12 protein-coding genes are annotated in these 17,607 nt (G+C 68.1%); 1 reads left to right on the top strand and 11 read right to left on the bottom strand.

Features of this window, described 5'->3' with window-relative positions; translation table 11 throughout:
* Positions 1-20 precede the first annotated feature (20 nt).
* Entirely contained in the window at positions 21-1,292 is a 1,272-nt protein-coding gene (ilvA, locus tag ABD116_RS09140) for a threonine ammonia-lyase IlvA (protein WP_343966968.1), read from the top strand.
* A 34-nt stretch (positions 1,293-1,326) separates the two neighbouring features.
* Here the strand turns inward: ilvA and ABD116_RS09135 are convergent, their stop codons facing one another.
* From ABD116_RS09135 to ABD116_RS09085, 11 genes are all read right to left on the bottom strand, one after another.
* On the bottom strand, positions 1,327-5,286 hold the full coding sequence (locus tag ABD116_RS09135) for a family 78 glycoside hydrolase catalytic domain (protein ID WP_343966966.1): 3,960 nt from the start codon (positions 5,284-5,286) through the stop codon (positions 1,327-1,329).
* 225 nt (positions 5,287-5,511) lie between these two features.
* A complete protein-coding gene (locus ABD116_RS09130) occupies positions 5,512-5,823 on the bottom strand; it encodes a LuxR C-terminal-related transcriptional regulator (protein ID WP_343966964.1) in 312 nt (103 codons plus the stop codon).
* 437 nt (positions 5,824-6,260) lie between these two features.
* Positions 6,261-7,862 carry a rhamnulokinase gene (locus ABD116_RS09125; protein ID WP_343966961.1) on the bottom strand — a complete coding sequence of 534 codons (1,602 nt, stop codon included), beginning with the start codon at positions 7,860-7,862 and terminating at the stop codon, positions 6,261-6,263.
* Positions 7,863-7,872: 10 nt separating this feature from the next.
* Entirely contained in the window at positions 7,873-9,333 is a 1,461-nt protein-coding gene (locus tag ABD116_RS09120; RefSeq protein ID WP_343966958.1) for an L-fucose/L-arabinose isomerase family protein, read from the bottom strand.
* A gap of 11 nt (positions 9,334-9,344) precedes the next feature.
* Positions 9,345-11,384: a bifunctional aldolase/short-chain dehydrogenase gene (locus ABD116_RS09115; RefSeq protein ID WP_343966956.1), complete on the bottom strand. Its 2,040-nt coding sequence runs from the start codon at positions 11,382-11,384 to the stop codon at positions 9,345-9,347.
* Positions 11,381-12,538, bottom strand: a complete 1,158-nt coding sequence (rhaI, locus tag ABD116_RS09110) for an L-rhamnose isomerase (protein WP_343966954.1) — start codon at positions 12,536-12,538, stop codon at positions 11,381-11,383. Before rhaI ends, ABD116_RS09115 begins: the two co-directional genes overlap by 4 nt.
* A 1-nt stretch (position 12,539) precedes the next feature.
* Positions 12,540-12,875: an L-rhamnose mutarotase gene (locus tag ABD116_RS09105; protein WP_343966952.1), complete on the bottom strand. Its 336-nt coding sequence runs from the start codon at positions 12,873-12,875 to the stop codon at positions 12,540-12,542.
* A gap of 10 nt (positions 12,876-12,885) precedes the next feature.
* Positions 12,886-13,977 (bottom strand): rhamnose ABC transporter substrate-binding protein, encoded by a 1,092-nt coding sequence (gene rhaS, locus ABD116_RS09100; RefSeq protein ID WP_343966950.1) that lies wholly within the window; start codon positions 13,975-13,977, stop codon positions 12,886-12,888.
* A gap of 26 nt (positions 13,978-14,003) precedes the next feature.
* Entirely contained in the window at positions 14,004-15,023 is a 1,020-nt protein-coding gene (locus tag ABD116_RS09095; protein WP_343966948.1) for an ABC transporter permease, read from the bottom strand.
* Positions 15,013-16,101 carry an ABC transporter permease gene (locus ABD116_RS09090; protein ID WP_343966946.1) on the bottom strand — a complete coding sequence of 363 codons (1,089 nt, stop codon included), beginning with the start codon at positions 16,099-16,101 and terminating at the stop codon, positions 15,013-15,015. Before ABD116_RS09090 ends, ABD116_RS09095 begins: the two co-directional genes overlap by 11 nt.
* On the bottom strand, positions 16,098-17,603 hold the full coding sequence (locus ABD116_RS09085; protein ID WP_343966943.1) for a sugar ABC transporter ATP-binding protein: 1,506 nt from the start codon (positions 17,601-17,603) through the stop codon (positions 16,098-16,100). The genes ABD116_RS09090 and ABD116_RS09085 overlap by 4 nt, the downstream gene beginning before the upstream one ends.
* Between the last annotated feature and the right edge of the window lie 4 nt (positions 17,604-17,607).

Genomic DNA, 17,607 nt, shown 5'->3' with positions numbered 1-17,607 from the left:
AATGCACGGGAAGGAACGTCATGCAGGGGAGTCATTCAGTTGCTTCAAGCACGGTTGACGCGGCCCAGATCGAGGCTGCCGTCGAGCGGCTCGACGGGATCGCGGTCCGTACTCCGCTGCAGCGCAACCCGCGACTCTCCGCACGCACGGGCGCTGACGTCTGGCTGAAGCGCGAGGACCTGCAGATCGGCCGTTCCTACAAGCTGCGCGGGGCGTACAACCTGATCGCCCAGCTCGACGAGACCGCGAAGAAGGCCGGTGTCATCTGCGCGAGTGCCGGCAACCACGGCCAGGGCCTGGCGTACTCGTGCCACACCCTCGACGTCCACGGCCGCGTCTACGTTCCCCGTACTACGCCACGCCAGAAGCGGGACAGGATCGCGGCACTCGGCGGTGACCAGGTCGAGGTGATCGTGACAGGCGACACCTATGACGACGCGGCCGCTGCCGCACTGGCTGAGGCGGAGGCCACCGGCGCGACGCTGGTTCCCGCGTTCGACGACCCCAGAACCGTTGCAGGGCAGGGCACGGTGGCCATCGAGATCCTGGAGCAGCTCGGCCAGGTCCCGGACGTATTGGTCGTCCCGGTGGGAGGTGGCGGGCTGATCGCCGGTGTGGCGACTTGGCTCGCGCAGCGGCATCCCGGCGTACGGGTTGTGGGCGTGGAGCCTGGTGGGGCAGCAAGTATGGCTGCTGCGTTGGCTGCCGGCTCGCCTGTGACGCTGCCGCACTTGGACAGCTTTGTGGACGGCGCTGCGGTACGCCGGGTCGGTGACGTGACGCTCCCGTTGGTTTCGGCCGCGGGGGTGGAGATGGTGTCTGTGCCCGAGGGGTTGGTCTGCTCGGAGATGCTGGAGCTGTACCAAACCGACGGGCTCATCGCTGAGCCCGCCGGCGCCTTGTCTGCAGCGGCTCTGGGCAACGGGGTCGAGATCAAGCCGGGCCAGTCTGTCGTGTGCCTGCTCTCCGGTGGGAACAACGATGTCAGCCGGTACGGCGAGATCCTCGAGCGATCCCTTGTCCACAAGGGACTCAAGCACTATTTCCTGGTGACCTTCCCCCAGGAGCCGGGAGCTTTGCGGCAATTCCTCGACGACGTGCTCGGGCCTGACGACGACATCACCCTGTTCGAGTACGTGAAGCGCAACAACCGGGAGACCGGTGTCGCCCTCGTCGGCATCGAGATCGGCCGCCCCACTGACCTCACCGGTCTGCTCGACCGGATGGAGGCGGCCCCTCTCGACATCGAACGCATCAAGCCCGACTCCGCCGAGTTCCGCTACCTGATCTAGCGTCCGGCGCCGGAGCGCCGGACGCTAGATGCGATCAGGGCGTCGGCAGCGACCAGACGTCCGCGATGGACGGGTCGTAGCCGGAGGCGGTCGCGTTGTGCTGGATCCTCACCCGGACGGTCTGGCTGGTCAGCAGCGTCGGGTCGTCGACGACGAACTGGTAGGTCTGCAGTCCGGCGCCCGGGCTGCTGATCACCCGATGCTTGACGACCTTTCCGTTGACCAGCACCTCGTAGTCCTTCGTCTGCGCCTTGTCGTAGGTCTCCACCAACCGCATGACGAACGGCTGGCCGGCCGTGATACCGAGGTTGAACTCGAACCATGCACCGGGCACGAACATCCCGGCGTACCGTCGGGTCCGCCCAGCCTCCACGGTCGTCCCCGACGACGGCGCGGCCGTCAACGAGTGCGCCGACTCGGACGCCATCACGCCGAGATCCACATAGTCGATGGCGTTGCCCGGCTCCAGCGACTCATTCACCGTGAAGCCGATCGCCGGCGCCACCGCATCGAGGAACTTCACCCCGAACGACACTGCACCGGCATTCACAGCAACCGGTACTGCGATGCGCGCCGTGACCGTGGTCTGCGTGCCCGGCGCCAAGGTCACGGACTCCGTCGTCGGCGCCGTCCAGCCCTCGGGCACGGTCACCTCGAGCTTGCCGGTGACCGGAGCCGTCGAGCGGTTCTTCACCACGGCCGTCAGAGTCGCGGTCGAACCGGGCTCTCCGGCGGCCGGCGAGCCGGTCACGCTGAGCCGGATCGGCGCCGGCTCGACCACGAACCTGTAGGTGCCCGACGCAACCGTCATCGCGACGGTCGAGCCCTCGTCGACCACATTGCTCACGTGATCGGCACCCGTCAGCGGATTCCCGCTCTCGGTGACAGCGCCGATGTTCGGCGCCGGGATCCGTACGGTCGCCGTGGTGTTGGCCGGCACGGTCACGTCCAGCGTCAGACCGTACTCGGTCGTGCCCTTCCAGCGGCTGGCGATTTCGCCGTACGGGGTCTGGTACCGGTAGTCGGACGAGTCGATGCCGCTGCCCGGTGTCGGCGCGATCAGTGCCTTGCGGTAACCCGGCTCGGCGGCCGAGACGCCGGCCAGCGAGCGATACATCCACTCGCCGACAGCGCCGTACGCGTAGTGGTTGAAGGAGTTCATCCCGACGTCGTTGAAGGTGCCGTCCGGGTTGATCGAGTTCCAGCGCTCCCAGACCGTGGTCGCACCCTTGCCGATCTCGTAACCCCAGGACGGGTACGAGGTGTTCTGCAACAGCTTGTACGCAAGGTCGGAGCGGCCGATCTTGGTGAGCACCGGCAGCAGCCCGTCGACCCCGAGGAAGCCGGTCGACAGGTGAGTATCGCGGCGCAGGATCGTGTTGGCGAAGTGATCGCCGGCGGCGGTGACCTTGTCGGTCGGGACCAGGTCGTTGGTGAAGGCGAGGATGTAGCCGGTCTGGCTGTCCGTGCCCACCGTGCCGTCGGCCGCGACGAACCTCGCCTGGAACGCAGCCTTGGTGTCCTCATAGACCTTCTGGTACTTCGCTGCGTCGGCCTGGTTGCCGATCGCGGCCGCCATCTGGCTCAACTGGCGAGAACCCTTGGCGATGAACGACGTACCGATCAGGTCGCCCGGGGTCGGATCGTCGAGGTTCAGCCAGTCGCCGTAGTCACCGCCGCCGCGGATGAGCCCGTTGGAGCTCGCGACGAGGTAGTCGACGTACCGGCGCATCGAGTCGTAGTGCTGGCTGATGACGGAGGTATCGCCGTATGCCTGCCAGAGCGTCCACGGCACGTTGACGCCCGCGTCGGCCCAGCCTGCATTGCCGAGACCGCCGTCGAACGAGTTGGGCACGGTCGGCGCGACGCTGGCGTAGGCGCCGTTGGCCGCTTGGCTGTCGCGGAGGTCCTGCAGCCACTTGGTGAGGAAGGCCTGCGAATCCAGGTTGTAGACGGCGGTACGGGCGAACACGTTGATGTCACCCGTCCAGCCCATCCGCTCGTCGCGGGCCGGGGTGTCGGTCGGGATCGAGAGGAAGTTGCCGCGCTGTCCCCAGACGATGTTGCTGTGCAGCTTGTTCACCAAGGCCGAGTTGGTGGTGAAGCTGCTGGTCTTGGCTCCGTCGGTGCCCATCACGACGCCGGTGATGGCGCTGGCCGGTGGGGCGGTGGGTAGGCCGCTGAGCTCGATGTACCGGAAGCCGTGGAAGGTGAAGCGCGGCTGGTACGTCTCGGGGCCGCTGGTGGCGAAGGTGTAGCGGTCGGTGGCCTTCGCGCTGCGGAGGTTGTCGGTGTAGAGGGTGCCGTCGGGGTTGAGCACCTCGCCGTACCGGATCTTGACGGTCTGGCCGGGGGTGCCGGTCAGCTTGAAGTTGCCGACGCCGACCATGTTCTGGCCGAGGTCGTAGAGGTAGACGCCGGGAGTGGGCGACGCGATCGCCTTGGCCTGCAGCTCTCCGGTGACCCGGACAGGCTGGTCGGTTTGCTGGGCCAGCTTGGACGTCGCGCTCGGCCGGATCTGGACCGGCGTCCAGTCGGTCGGGGTCTTGCGGGCGTCGTAGGTCTCGCCGTTGAGCAGATCAGCAGCCTGTACCGCGCCTGGCGCGGTCTCCCAGCTCGAGTCAGTGGCGAACACGTCGGTCGTGCCGTCGGTGTAGGTCACCCGGAGCTGGGCGGACAGGGCAGTCTGGCTGCCGTACTTGTTGGAGCCGAACATCGCCACGTTGCCGGCGAACCAGCCGTTGGCCAGCTCGGCGCCGATCGTGTTGCTGCCCTTGGTGATCAGCTTGGTGACGTCGTAGCTCTGGGACTGGATCCGGTGCGCGTAGTCGGTCCAGCCGGGAGCGAGGTGCTGGTCGCCGACCTTCTGGCCGTTGAGGCTCAGTTCGTAGATGCCTTGCGCGGCGGCGTACATCCGGGCCTTGGCGATCCTCTTGGGCAGAGTGATGTTCTTGCGGAAGACGGGGACGGCCTTGCCGGGGAGCCAGAGGTCGGTGGTGCCCTTGACCTCTAGGCCGCCGGTGGGGAGGACCGTGCCGTCGGGGAAGGTCTGGTCGCCGCTGGGGAAGGCCGTGTCGATGAGCTGTTTGCCGGCGGCGTTGGTGACCTTGAGGGTGTGAACGACACCTGCCTCGACGCCGTTGGTGCGGAAGCCGACCAGGCCGGGGGCGTCGTGGTCGGAGCGGTCGCGCTGGTCGACCTGGGTGTTGTTGATCCAGGTGGTGATCGTGTGGCCCGCGACGGTGATCTTGAGGTGGTTGCGCTGCTTGAGGTTGACGCCGTTGAGCGGGATCTCACCGAGCAGGCTGTAGCCGGTGGCAAGCTTCACGTGCGGGCGGAGGAGGGGACGGGCGTCGTTCTCCTGGTTGAGCTGCCACATGTAGCCGTTGCCACCACGGCCGCGGAAGAAGAAGCCGAGCGCGTCCTTGGTGAGGGTGACGTCGGCGTCGATCGTGTAGTCGGTCCACTCCGCGCCGGGCTGGCTGTCGGCGCCGATCCAGTCGCCTTGCCAGTCCTCGGGCTTGAGGTTCGCCGTCTCGAAGGTGGCGACTGGGGACCAGGCGGATGCGGTGCCGGTGTCGTCCCAGACCCGCACCTGCCAGAAGTACTGGGTGTACGGGGTCAGGGCTGGTCCGGCGTACGCGACGTCGACCGAGCGGTCGTCGGTGACGACGCCGCTGCTCCAGATGTCGGGGTCCGCGGTCTTGGCGGCTGTCGAGGCGACGTGGACCTCGTACTTCGTCTGCGCTGCTCCACGACGGCTGGAGTCAAGCTGCCAACTCAGCCGAGGTGCACCTGGCGCGATCCCCAGTGGGTTGGTGAGGCTGTTGGTCCGCAGGCTGCCCACGGTCGTAGGCCCCGGGGCTGTCGTGCCCGCCGTGGCTGCAGCGTCCGGGGTGGTAGCCGATGGCGGCGGCGCGGCTGTCGCCGGCAAGAGCGGACTGATCAAGACGGCGGCAGCCACCAGGCTGCCGATGCGTAAACGGAGAGACATCTGGACGGACTCCTCGAGATTCGGGCGGGATCTTCTGACGGAGCACGGCACTCGGTAGAGGCGAGGCCGGAACTGGACAGCGAGAACAGACCCGTCGGCCATGCGGCCGGCAGGCGATCGTGGCGATATGAGTCGTGCTCGACCGGCGGAAAGGACCGGTAGGAGCTGTCGGCAACCAGCGGAGACGGTCGGGGGGTGTGGTCGACCGGGGCGGCCGACTGTTGGTTAGAGGAGGCCGCGGCGGGCGGCCCAGACGATGGCTTCTACGGCGGTGCCGAAGCCGAGACGGTCACAGGCGGCGCGGGTGCGCCGGCGTACGGTGCGTTCGGACAGATCGAGGCGGCGGGCGACGGAGTCCATCGGCAGACCGGTCGCAAGCAGCCGGAGCAGTTGCAGGTCGTCATGGCTGATCTCGCGATGCGCCCCCCGCCCAATCCGCGCCAACGCTTCCCGCGACCGCACATCCCGCCCCAGCGGCTCCTGCTCCGCACTGTCTCGAGCCACCAGGTCCCGAGCAGCCGGCTCACGCCCCGCCATCTCCCGAACCACCAGGTCCCGAGAGTCCGGCTCATGCCCCGGTATCTCCCGAACCACCAGGTCCCGAGAGTCCGGCTCACGCCCCGGTATCTTCCGGACCACCAGGTCCCGGTCAAGCGGCTCGCGCAGTCGTTCCCGCGCAGAGGCTTCCAGGGCAAACGCCTCCCGAGTCAACGTGTCCCGCGGCTCCGGATGGTCGCGCGGGAGGGCACGAGGTTGTTGCTCTCCGGAATACGGATCGCTGGCTCTCGGATGGTCGCGGTGGAGGGGGCGAGGTTGTTGTGCGGCTCCGGCGTACAGGTCGGAGGGTTCGCGGTCGTGGGGAGCGGGTTGGGCGGGGTGGGGTGGGTTGTGGGGGATGGCTCGGAGGTGGGGTGGATTGGGGTGGGGGCGGTTCTCTGGGGCCAGGGGGTCGTTCTGGAGGGTGGTCATGGGGGTCACCTTGTTCCGAACACCCGGGACTCGGCGGCGTCCCAGTCGGCCGGTTTGCCCTGCGGCTGGTAGGGCCGCAGCTTGTGGGTTGCGCGGACTAGTGCGCGCATCGCGGTTAGGTCGGGGAGCGGTTCGCCTAGGGCTCGCGCTTGGACTAGTACGTTGCCTAGAGCGGATGCCTCGACTGGACCTGCCAGGACCGGCAGGCCGCAGGCATCTGCTGTGAGCTGGCAGAGCAGTTCGTTCTGCGAACCGCCGCCGATCACGTGTACTACCTCGATCTCCCGCCCGGCGACTTCCTGCGCCAGCCGGAGCGTCCGGCGGTACGCGAGCGCGAGACTCTCCAGCACACACCGCGCGACAGCCGCCCGCGACCGCGGCGCATCCTGCCCGGAGCGGGCGCAGAACTCCTCGATCCTGCCCGGCATGTCGCCGGGGGCAAGGAAACTCGGATCGTCCGGATCAATCAGTACTGCGAACGCCGGCGCCTCGGCAGCCGCGCGCAACAGTCCCGGTAGATCATCATCCCCCCACACGCGCAGGCACTCCTGCAGAATCCACAGCCCCATCACGTTCCGCAGGAACCTGATCCGGCCGTCGACACCCCCTTCGTTCGTGAAGTTCGCCGCTTGCGCCTCGGCGGTCAGCACCGGCTCGTCGAGCTCCAGCCCGACCAGCGACCAGGTCCCCGACGAGATATAGGCGAACCGCTCCCCCTCCACGGCCGGCACCGCAACCACCGACGAAGCGGTGTCATGCGACCCCACCGCGATCACCGGCGTCGCCGGATCAAGTCCCGTCTCCTCAGCAACCGCCGGCAGCAACCCCCCGATCACCTGCCCCGCTTCCCGAATTTCCGGCAACAACCCGTCCGGTACTCCGATCCGCCTGGCCAGCTCTGCACTCCACCGCCGAGCCCGCACGTCATACAACTGGGTAGTCGAAGCGTTGGTCGCCTCGGCCCCGACCTCGCCGGTGAGCCAGTATCCGAGCAGGTCCGGAATCATCAACAAGGTGGTGGCCCGCTCGATCCCTTGCTCAGCGGCCAACTGGTAGATCGTGTTGAACGGCAACTGCTGCAACCCCGTCACCGCATAAAGCTCGTCTGCAGAGATGCTCTGCAACACCCGCTCCATCACCCCGTCGGTCCGCCCGTCGCGGTAATGCACCGGATTCCCAAGCAACCGTCCCTGCGAGTCCAGCAGCCCGTAGTCCACCGCCCAGGAGTCAATCCCCAAGCCATCCAACCCCGCCGGAGCCGGAGCTGAGGCCGGAGCTGAGGCCGGGGCGGTGGCCGGGGCGGTGGCCGGGGCGGTGGCCGGGGAAGGGCGAGCTGCAGTGGTGCCGCGGGTTTGGGTGAGAGTGTTGGCGGCGGCCAGGCCGACGAGGATCTCGCGGTACAGCGCGAGGATGTCCCAGTGCAGGGTGTTTCCCAACCGCACCGGGCCGTTCCAGAAGCGGTGGACCTCGGTCAGCTCCAGCCGGCCTGCGCCGCCTGAAGCGCGCCGGCTGCCAGCCGTGCGGCCACGGGCGGCCGCGTCGACGTGGCCCAGCATCACCCGGCCGCTCGAGGCGCCGAGGTCTACCGCTGCGAGGTTCACTGCCATGGATCAGCCCTCAGACCTTTACGACGCGGAGGTCTAGGTGGAGAAGGTCGGCTACTGCTTTCAGCTCTGCCACGCGGTGGCCGGTGCCTAGGGCCCAGTGGTGGGCTATGCCGGAGGCGGACCAGGCGTCGGTCCATTCGCCGGGGTCGCAGCCGAAGTCGACGCGGGAGGTGGTGTTGCCGATCTGGAGGAGGGGGCCGGGGACCACCTCGCCTTCGGAAGCGATCAGGCGGAAGGAGCCGTCGCGGAGTTGACCGAGACCGAGTGCGGTAACCGGGCCATGCTTGACGTCAAACTCGACGGAGACACCCCAACCGCGCTTCCCGTGGTAGATGCCAAGCCCACGGAGCAACGGCTTCTCAGCACTGATCGCCAGGTGGGCTGGGCCGTCGTGGCCCATCTCCACCACGTTGTCGTGGAAGTTCAGCGCCTGCAGCTCGGTGAAGGAACCGCCTGCGCCCAGCTTGTCCATCACCAGCATCGCCAGCGACGTCCGCAGCTCGTACTCCCCCGCCGCCGGCACACCTCTTGCCGTGAGCAACGAAGCGCCGAGAATCATCCCCGCGGCGACCCGCTCGTGCGTCTCGCCGTCGAGCCCGCGGTGGTAGTACGCCAACGTGTCCAGCTGGAAGTCCTCGACCAACCGATCCAGCGCGACCGACACCGTCGCACCCCACCGGAAGTCGTCCTCGTTCACCGAATCGTCCAGCGTGAAGATCTCCCGGGCGACCTTCATCCGGAGCGCCGTCTCCGCCTCGGTGACCTTCTCGACCCGGACCCGCAGGTCGTCGATCTCCAGAATCTCGACATGCCCACCGAGCTGCGCCGAGACCAGCGTCGGATCCGTGATCACGTCCATCATCCCGGGGTAGAGATGCCCCAGCAGCCCATGCCGCCCGTGCCGGAACGCAGCTCGTACGCCGGCCGCCTTCAGCCACCGCTCGATCCGGGCCCACGCACGCTCATCTTCCACGTATCCCGAGACCGACCGGAAGTCGATCCCACAACGCTCGAACGCGTTCGCCATCTCCGGCAGCGGACAAGCACCGCAGTACGCGAGCCAAGCCCCGGTGTCGAACGAAGCGTGATCCATCGACTCCGTCGGCTGCAGATTGAGCAACAGGACCGGCGCCCCACTGCGCTGCGCGATCGGCACGAGCATCGACGCGGTCATGTACGTGGTGAGGAACCCGACGATCAGATCGCAGTCCGCGAGCCTCAGCTTCTCAGCCGCCGCCGCGCCTTCCGTGGCATCGGAGATGAAGCCGACATCGATCACCTCGCAATCGAGCGCGGAGAACCGCTCCGACACTCGTCGCGCCGACGCCTGCAGTTGCGGCAGCAACTCGGGGAACTGCGGCCAGTACGCGCCAAGCCCACCCGCGACCAGGCCGATCCGCGTCTTCCGCGGTTCGACCCACGGCAGCAGGCCATGCCCGTCCACCGAGCGGCTCGGATCACTGCTCCACATGGCGAAACTCCTCAGCGCAGGAAGGCGGCGGCAACGCCGGCGTCGACGGGTACGTGCAGGCCAGTCGTCTGGGACAGATCCCCAGCAGCGAGGGCGAAGACGGCCGCAGCCACATGCTCCGGCAGCACTTCCCGCTTGAGCAGCGTGCGCTGCGCGTAGAACGCCCCCAACTCAGACTCCGGTACGCCGTACACCGCGGCGCGTTGCGCACCCCAGCCCTTGGCGAAGATCCCCGACCCCCGGACGACCCCGTCAGGGTTCACGCCGTTGACGCGGATCCCGTACTCGCCCAGCTCGGCGGCCAGCAGCCGGACCTGATGCGCCTGGTCGGCCTTGGCCGCGCCGTACGCGACGTTGTTCGGACCGGCGAAGACCGCGTTCTTGCTGGAGATGTAGACGATGTCGCCTCCGATGCCCTGATCGATCAGCACCTTCGCGGCGGCGCGGGAGACCAGGAACGACCCCTTCGCCATCACGTCGTGCTGCAGATCCCAGTCCTTCTCGGTCGTCTCGAGCAGCGGCTTCGAGATCGAGAGGCCGGCGTTGTTGACGACGAGATCGACGCCACCGAAGGCGAGCACGGCCGCCTGCATCGCCTGCTCGACCGCCGCACCATCTGACACGTCCGCAGCGACGGCGATCGCGCGGTCCGTAGTACCGATCTCCTTCGCGACTGCCTCGGCTGCGGCGAGGTCGAGGTCCGCGACGACGACGCACGCGCCTTCCTCGGCCAGGCGCTGGGCGATCGCCTTGCCGATGCCGGAACCACCACCGGTCACGAAGGCGACCCGGGTGGCGAGCGGCTTCGGCTTGGGCATTCGCTGCAGCTTCGCCTCCTCCAGCGCCCAGTACTCGATCCGGAACTTCTCGCTCTCGTCGATCGGCGAGTACGTCGAGACGGCTTCCGCGCCGCGCATCACGTTGATCGCGTTCAGGTAGAACTCGCCGGCTACCCGAGCGGTCTGCTTGTCCTTGCCGAAGCTGAACATCCCGACGCCGGGCACCAGAACGATCGCCGGGTCGGCGCCGCGCATCGGCGGGCTGTCCGGCGTCGCGTGGCGGTCGTAGTACGCCGCGTAGTCCTCGCGATACCGCAGATGCAGCTCCCTGAGCCGGAGCGTCGCCTCCTCGATCGAAGCAGTCGGTGGCAGGTCGAGAACGAGCGGCCGGACCTTCGTACGCAGGAAGTGATCGGGGCACGAGGTGCCAAGCGCCGCGAGCTCAGCCAACCGCTCCCGAGCAGTGAACTCCAGCACGCCCTCAGAATCGTTGTAGTGCCCGACCTGCGGGTTGTCCGTCGAGGCCAGCCCACGGATCACCGGCGCCAACGCCGCCGCCCGCTGCCGCCGCTCGACCTCAGGCAGAGCTTCATATCCCGGTACTACGCTCCCGAACGGCTCAGCCTTGCCGCGCTCGGCAAGGAAGCGCTCCGCCGTCCGGATGATGTCGAGCGAGTTGGCCTCGCACTCGGCAGAGGTGTCGCCCCAGGCAGTGATGCCGTGGCCGCCGAGGATGACGCCGATCGCTTGCGGGTTGTCCTTCTTGACCTGCGCGATGTCGAGCCCGAGCTGGAACCCGGGACGCCGCCACGGCACCCAGACGACGTGGTCGCCGAAGCATTCCGCGGTCAGCTTCTCCCCGTCGGCGGCCGTCGCCAGCGCGATCCCCGAGTCGGGGTGCAGGTGATCGACGTGCGGCGCGTCCACGAGTCCGTGCATCGCGGTGTCGATCGACGGCGCGGCTCCGCCCTTGCCGTGCAGGCAGTAGTCGAACGCCGCGACCATCTCGTCCTCACGATCCACACCGGGATAGACCTCGACGAGGGCGTTGAGCCGGTCTTGCCGTAGTACCGCCAGGCCGGCGGCGGTGAGCGTGCCGAGGTCGCCGCCGGAGCCCTTCACCCAGACGAGCTCGACGGGCTGCTGGGTCACCGGGTCGATGGCCGTGCCCTTCGCGGACGTGTTGCCGCCCGCGTAGTTGGTGTTGCGCGGGTCGGCGCCCAATCTGTTGCTTCGCGCAACAAGCTCGGCGGCTGGTTCAGACACTGTCATGCTCCCCATCCGGCCTGCTGGCCGTCGGCTCGGTCTTTGGTGATCTGTTCGAAGTAGCCGCTGCGGTGGTAGGCGGCGACCGGGTCCGGGTCGAGACCTTGCGCGATGCGCAGGTCAGCCAGGAGAGGGCGGACATCGGTGTTGAAGGCGTCCATGATCGCGGCGTTCGCAGCGAGGACGTCACCGTCCTGCTGGGCCTTGCGCAACGCGTCCCGGTCGACCAGCAGCGCCTTCGCGGTCGCCTCCTGGACGTTCATCACCGAGCGGATGATGGCCGGGATCTTCGCCTCGATGTTGTGGCACTGGTCGAGCATGAAGGCGATCCCGCGATCCGGGTCGAGGGCGTCGCCGCGGACGATCTCGTTCATGATCCGGAACAGCTGGAACGGGTCGGCCGCACCGACCATCAGGTCGTCGTCGGCGTAGAACCGGCTGTTGAAGTCGAACGCGCCGAGCTTCTTCGCCCGCAACAGGAACGCCACGATGAACTCGATGTTCGTCCCCGGCGCGTGGTGCCCGGTGTCGATGCACACCACGGCCTTCGGCCCGAGCTCGAGACAGTGTGCGTACGACGTACCCCAGTCGGGGACGTCGGTCGCGTAGAAGGCCGGCTCGAACAGCTTGTACTCGAGGAGCATCCGCTGGTCGTCGCCGAGCCGGTCGTAGACCTCCCTGAGTGCCTCGGCCAGCCGGTCCTGCCGGTCCCAGAGGTCGTCCTGGCCCGGGTAGTTCGTGCCGTCGGAGAACCACAGCTTGAGGTCTCGCGAACCAGTGGCGTCCATGATGTCGATGCACTCGAGCAGGTGGTCGGTCGCCTTGCGCCGGATCCGGGGATCCGGGTTGGTGACGCTGCCCAGCTTGTAGTCGTCGTCCTGGAAGACGTTGCTGTTGATCGCGCCGAGCCGGACGCCCTGCTCCTTGGCATACGCCGCGAGCGCCGCGTAGTCGTCGACCTTGTCCCACGGGATGTGCAGCGCCACGCTCGGCGCCACCCCCGTGTACTTGTGGACGACGGCCGCGTCCGCGATCTTCTCCTCCGGCGACCTCGGCACGCCGGGCTGGCTGAAGACCTTGAACCTGGTCCCCGAGTTGCCGAACGCCCATGAGGGCAGCTCGATCTCCTGACGGCTCAATGCATCGGTCACGGCGGTCATATCAGTCCTCGGTACTCGGAGTCAGATGGAAGATCTCGGGCAGCAGCACGAACGACTCGTCCGGCGGCCGGCCGTCGATACCTGTGAAGTACTGAGCCATTTCGGCTTGCCAGCGGGTGTTGACCTCGGTCGCCGCCATCGCCTTCTGCGCCGCCTCCAGGTCCTCGGCCTCGACGTAACCGACCAGCAGGCCGTCGTCGCGGAGGAAGAGCGAGTAGTTGTGCCAGCCGGAGTCGCGGAGCGCGGCTTGCATGTCGGGCCACACGTCGCGGTGGCGTTCGGCGTACTCGTCCAGCCGGTCCTTGCGGACCTGGAGGCAGAAGCAGTAGCGGTTCATGGCAACTTGCTCAGAAGTCGAACTTGTCGATGTTGGCGGCGGTGAACTCGGTCGGGGGGCCGAGCACGATCTCACCGTCCTTGCCGACGGTGTAGTCGCCGAGCTTGCCCGCCTTGAACTTCTCACCCTCGGCGCCGGTGATCTGGCCGGACTTGAGCGCGGCGCCGGCGTACGCGGCCAGGTAGCCGATGTCGGCCGGGTTCCAGAGGGCGAACTTCTTGACCGTGCCGTCCTTGACGAACTTGCGCATCTGGTTCGGCAGGCCGAGGCCGGTGATCGCGACCTTGCCCTTGTAGTTGGAGGCGCTGACGTAACGCGAGGCGGCGGCGATGCCGACCGTGGTCGGCGACACGATCACCTTGAGGTTCGGGAACGACTGCAGCAGGCCCTGCGCCTCGGTGAACGACTTCTGGTCATCATCATTGCCGTAGGCAACCTTGACCAGCTTGAGCTTGGCGTTCTCCGGCTTGGCCAGCTCGGTCTTCATCACCTCGATCCAGGAGTTCTGGTTGGTCGCGTTCGGGGTGGCGGACAGGACGGCGATCTCACCAGAGCCGCCGGCCAGCTCGCTGGCCATCTTCACCAGGCTCTCGCCGATGCCCTGCGTGGTGGCCTGGTTGATGAACGCGTCCCGGCAGTTCTTCGAGGCGTCGGAGTCGAACGAGACGACCTTGATGCCGGCCTTGCGGGCCTGGTTCAGCGACGGGCAGACCGCGTTCGGGTCGTTGGCCGCGACCACGATCACGTCCTGCGTCTGCTGGATCAGCGTGTTGATGTAGCTGACCTGCGAGGACGCGCTGGCGTCGTTCGGGCCGACCAGTTTGTACTCGCCCTTGAGCTCACCGACCGCGACCTTGCCGCCGCCGACCTCGACGTCGGTGTACGGGTTGTTGAGCTGCTTGGGCAGGTAGGCGATCTTCAGGCCTTCCTTGAGTGGCGCGTTCGGGTCGGCCGCGGCCGAGCCGGTGCTGCTCGGCGCGCCGGTGGCCTCGTTCGCCGTACTCGCCTTGGTGGTGCCACCGCCGCAGGCGGTCAGTGCGAGCGAGGCGACGGCCACCGTCGACAAGGGCACCGCCAGGCGGCGTGAGATGCGGAAAGACATGAGCTGTCCTTTCTGGACAAGTGGCCCTACAGGGGATTGGTGGTCCGGTGCCGGCGGCGCTGGACCGAGCCGCGAACGGCGTTGGCAAGGTTGGGGGCGAGCACGGAGACGATCAGCAGGACGCCGGTGACCACGTTCAGCGCCTCGTTCGAGACGTCGGAGAGGCGAAGGGCGTTCTGTAGCGAGGCGAGCAGGACGACACCGGCGATCACGCCGGGCAATGCGCCCTTGCCACCGAAGATGGAGACACCGCCGAGCAGGACGGCCGCGACGACCGCGAGCTCGAGTCCGGCGCCGTTGTCGGCTCGGGCACTGGAGTACCGCAGGGTCCAGAGCACGCCGGCCAGGCCGGACACCAGACCGCTGGCGACGTACAGCCAGAACTTGAGACGGCCGGGGCGGACACCGGCGAAGCGGGCTGCCTGCTCGCTTGCGCCGACGGCGAAGACGGCCCGGCCGATGGGCGTCGCGTGCAGCAGGACGCCGAAGACGGCGGCCAGCACGACGATGATGAGCAGCACGTTCGGGATCGACGTACCGGCGATGTTGCCGGTCACCCAGTCGGTGTATTGGACCGGGAAGTCGGCAACGGCGCTGTCGCCGAGCACGACGAAGGCCAGGCCGCGGTAGAGGGCAAGGGTGCCGATGGTGACGGCGAGGGACGGTAGGCCGAGCACGGTGACGAAGAAGCCGTTCACCGCTCCCAGGACGGCGCCGAGGAGTAGGCAGAGCGGGATGATCGTCTCGATCGGCTGATTCGAGTTCCACAGGGAGCCCATCACCGCGCTGCACAGGCCGAGGGTGCTCGCCACCGACAGGTCGATCTCGCCGGTCACGATCACCAGCGTCATCGGCAACGCGACGAGCGCGATCGGCAGCAGGTCGAGGATCAGGAAGCCGAAGTTCTGCGAGGTGCCGAAGTTCTCGACGGTCGCCGCCGCGACGATCAGCACGACGACGGTGACCGCGATGATCGCGACGTTCCAGTTGGCGACCTTGGCCGTCAGTCCTGCGGTGCGGCTCTCGATGGCGGTTTCAGCTGACATGAGAGCCTCGCTTCTTCAGAGACGCGGCCATTCGGACGGCGACCAGGCGGTCGGCGCCGATGGCGAGCAGGATCAGGCCGCCGACGATCGCCTGCTGCCAGAACTGGTTGATCTCCAGCACCGCGAGCGAGCTGCCGATCGTGGTCAGCAGCAGCGCGCCGAGCGCGGCGCCCCAGACCGAACCGCTGCCGCCGAAGACCGCGACCCCGCCGACCACGACCGCGGCGACCACGTTCAGCTCGTATCCGGTGCCGGCCGCCGCGTCGATCGTCCCGAACCGGGCCGCGAACAGGACCCCGGCCAAACCGGCCAGCGCCCCACTGACCCCGAAGGCGCCGATCGTGCGTCGCCCGACCGAGATGCCGGCCAGCCGCGCGGCCTGCGGGCTCGAACCCATCGCATACAGCTCGCGGCCGACGCGGTAGTTCCGCAGGACGACGCCGGTGACGCCGAGGACCAGCAGCGCGATCAGGACCAGATACGGAACGCCGAGCAAGGTCGCGTTGCCGAAGTCGAGGAAGCCCGCCGGCAGTTCGTCCGCGTTGATCTGCTGGCCACCGGCCCAGAAGTAGGTGATGCCACGGACGACGTACAAGGTGCCGAGGGTGACGACCAGGGCGGGGACGTTGCCGTAGCGGACGAGCACTCCGTTGACCGCGCCGCAGACCCCGCCGACGGCGGCGCCGATCAGCAGCGCCGGCAGGACGGGTAGTCCGGGGTGGTCGCGCAGCAACGTGCCGACGGTGAACGCGCTCAGGCCGAGCACTGACCCCACCGAGAGGTCGATGTTGCGGGTGATCACCACCACGGCCTGGCCGACTGCCAGAACGGCCAGGATCGCGGTGCCGAGCAGGATGTCGCGGATGCTCTGGCCGGACAGGAAACGCGGATTGGAGATCGTGGTCACGGCAACCAGCACCGCGAGCGCCAGCACGATCCCCAACTCACGAGCCCGCAGGACCAGATCGAGTGACGAACGCCGGGAGGCGCCCGCAGGCAGATTCGCGGCCGGCGGGGCGAGGTCGGGTCCAGCAGAGTCTGCGCCGGCTGAACGGGCGCGGGTGGGTGCGGCGGTCATACCGAGGCCTCCTGTCCCATTGCGGCGAACATGACCGACTCCTCGGTGGCCCGCTCGCGGTCGAGCTCGGCGACCAGCCGGCCCTCGCGCATGACGAGCACCCGATCGGCCATCCCGAGCACCTCGGGCAGCTCCGACGACACCATCAGGACGGCGACTCCTTCCGCGGCGAGGCTGGACATCAACCGGTGCACCTCCGCCTTCGTGCCGACGTCGATCCCGCGGGTCGGCTCGTCGACGATGAGCAGCTTCGGCGCCGTCGCCAGCCACTTGGCCAGCACGACCTTCTGCTGGTTGCCACCCGACAAGGTGCCGACCTCGTCGGACAGCCGGCCATACTTCGTCTTCAGGCGCTGGGTCCACTCCTTGGCCGAGCGGCGCTCGCTGCTGCCGGTGAGGAACCCCAGCTGCGAGAGCGCGCGCGACCTGGGCAGCGTCACGTTGCGCTCGATCGACAGCTCCATCACCAGGCCTTGCTGGCGGCGGTCCTCCGGCACGAGCGCGACCCCGGCGGCCATCGCGGCCCGCGGCGAGGCCGGCTTCAGCGTCTTGCCGCCGACCTTGACCGTGCCCGCGTCGCGGGGGTCGACGCCGAAGATCGACTGGACCACCTCGGACCGGCCGGAACCCACCAGCCCGGCCAGCGCGACGATCTCGCCGGCCCGGACCTCGAAGGAGACATCGGCGAAGACGGGATCGCGGGTCAATCCGGTCACGCTCAGCACCACCGCGCCCGGCGTCACGTCCTGCTTGGGGAACAGCGCGCCCAGCTCGCGGCCGACCATCCGGCGGACCATCTCGTCGACGCTGACCTCGCTGACCAGGTCGGTCGAGACATGCTTGCCGTCGCGCATGATCGTCACCCGCTCGCACAGGGCGGTGATCTCCTCGAACCGGTGCGAGATGAAGACCAGCGCGGCGCCGTCGTCACGCAGTGAGCGCGCGACCGCGAACAAGCGCTCGACCTCGACGCCGGTGAGCGCCGCGGTCGGCTCGTCCATCACGACGACGCGAGCGTCGGCGGACAAGGCCTTCGCGATCTCGACCAATTGCTGGTCGGCGATCGACAGACCACGCGCCGGACGGCTCGGCTCGATCGCCACACCGAGCCTGCTGAAGAGCTGCTCGGCCTGCTTGATCATCGCCGCGCGGTCGATGGTTTTGAAACGACCCAGTGGCTGCCGGCCCATCGCGATGTTCTCCGCGACGGACAGATCGGGGAACAGCGTGGGCTCCTGGTAGATGACCGCGATCCCGGCCGCTTTGGCGTCGGCCGGGCTGGTCAGCTCGACCGGCGCGCCGTCGAGCTCGAGGCTGCCGGCGTCCGGGCGATGCACGCCCGCCAGCATTTTCACGATGGTGGACTTGCCCGCGCCGTTCTCACCGACCAACGCGTGCGCCTCTCCTCCGTACAGATCGAAGGAGACGCCCTGGACGGCGGCGACGGCGCCGAACGACTTCGACACCTCACGCACCCGCAGTACTGGGGCTTCGGTCGGCATGCTC

The organism is Kribbella koreensis (genome assembly GCF_039525325.1).
Classification (GTDB): Bacteria; Actinomycetota; Actinomycetes; order Propionibacteriales; family Kribbellaceae; genus Kribbella; species Kribbella koreensis.
Note: the sequence above shows the minus strand (reverse complement) of the source record. Positions and strands in the feature narration are given on the sequence as shown.

Excerpts from the sequence above, each read along its gene's own strand:
- ilvA (WP_343966968.1), top strand. The coding sequence starts at position 21 with ATGCAGGGGAGTCATTCAGTTGCTTCAAGCACGGTTGACGCGGCCCAG.
- ABD116_RS09135 (WP_343966966.1), bottom strand. The coding sequence starts at position 5,286 with ATGTCTCTCCGTTTACGCATCGGCAGCCTGGTGGCTGCCGCCGTCTTG.
- ABD116_RS09130 (WP_343966964.1), bottom strand. The coding sequence starts at position 5,823 with ATGGCGGGGCGTGAGCCGGCTGCTCGGGACCTGGTGGCTCGAGACAGT.
- ABD116_RS09125 (WP_343966961.1), bottom strand. The coding sequence starts at position 7,862 with ATGGCAGTGAACCTCGCAGCGGTAGACCTCGGCGCCTCGAGCGGCCGG.
- ABD116_RS09120 (WP_343966958.1), bottom strand. The coding sequence starts at position 9,333 with ATGTGGAGCAGTGATCCGAGCCGCTCGGTGGACGGGCATGGCCTGCTG.
- ABD116_RS09115 (WP_343966956.1), bottom strand. The coding sequence starts at position 11,384 with ATGACAGTGTCTGAACCAGCCGCCGAGCTTGTTGCGCGAAGCAACAGA.
- rhaI (WP_343966954.1), bottom strand. The coding sequence starts at position 12,538 with ATGACCGCCGTGACCGATGCATTGAGCCGTCAGGAGATCGAGCTGCCC.
- ABD116_RS09105 (WP_343966952.1), bottom strand. The coding sequence starts at position 12,875 with ATGAACCGCTACTGCTTCTGCCTCCAGGTCCGCAAGGACCGGCTGGAC.
- rhaS (WP_343966950.1), bottom strand. The coding sequence starts at position 13,977 with ATGTCTTTCCGCATCTCACGCCGCCTGGCGGTGCCCTTGTCGACGGTG.
- ABD116_RS09095 (WP_343966948.1), bottom strand. The coding sequence starts at position 15,023 with ATGTCAGCTGAAACCGCCATCGAGAGCCGCACCGCAGGACTGACGGCC.
- ABD116_RS09090 (WP_343966946.1), bottom strand. The coding sequence starts at position 16,101 with ATGACCGCCGCACCCACCCGCGCCCGTTCAGCCGGCGCAGACTCTGCT.
- ABD116_RS09085 (WP_343966943.1), bottom strand. The coding sequence starts at position 17,603 with ATGCCGACCGAAGCCCCAGTACTGCGGGTGCGTGAGGTGTCGAAGTCG.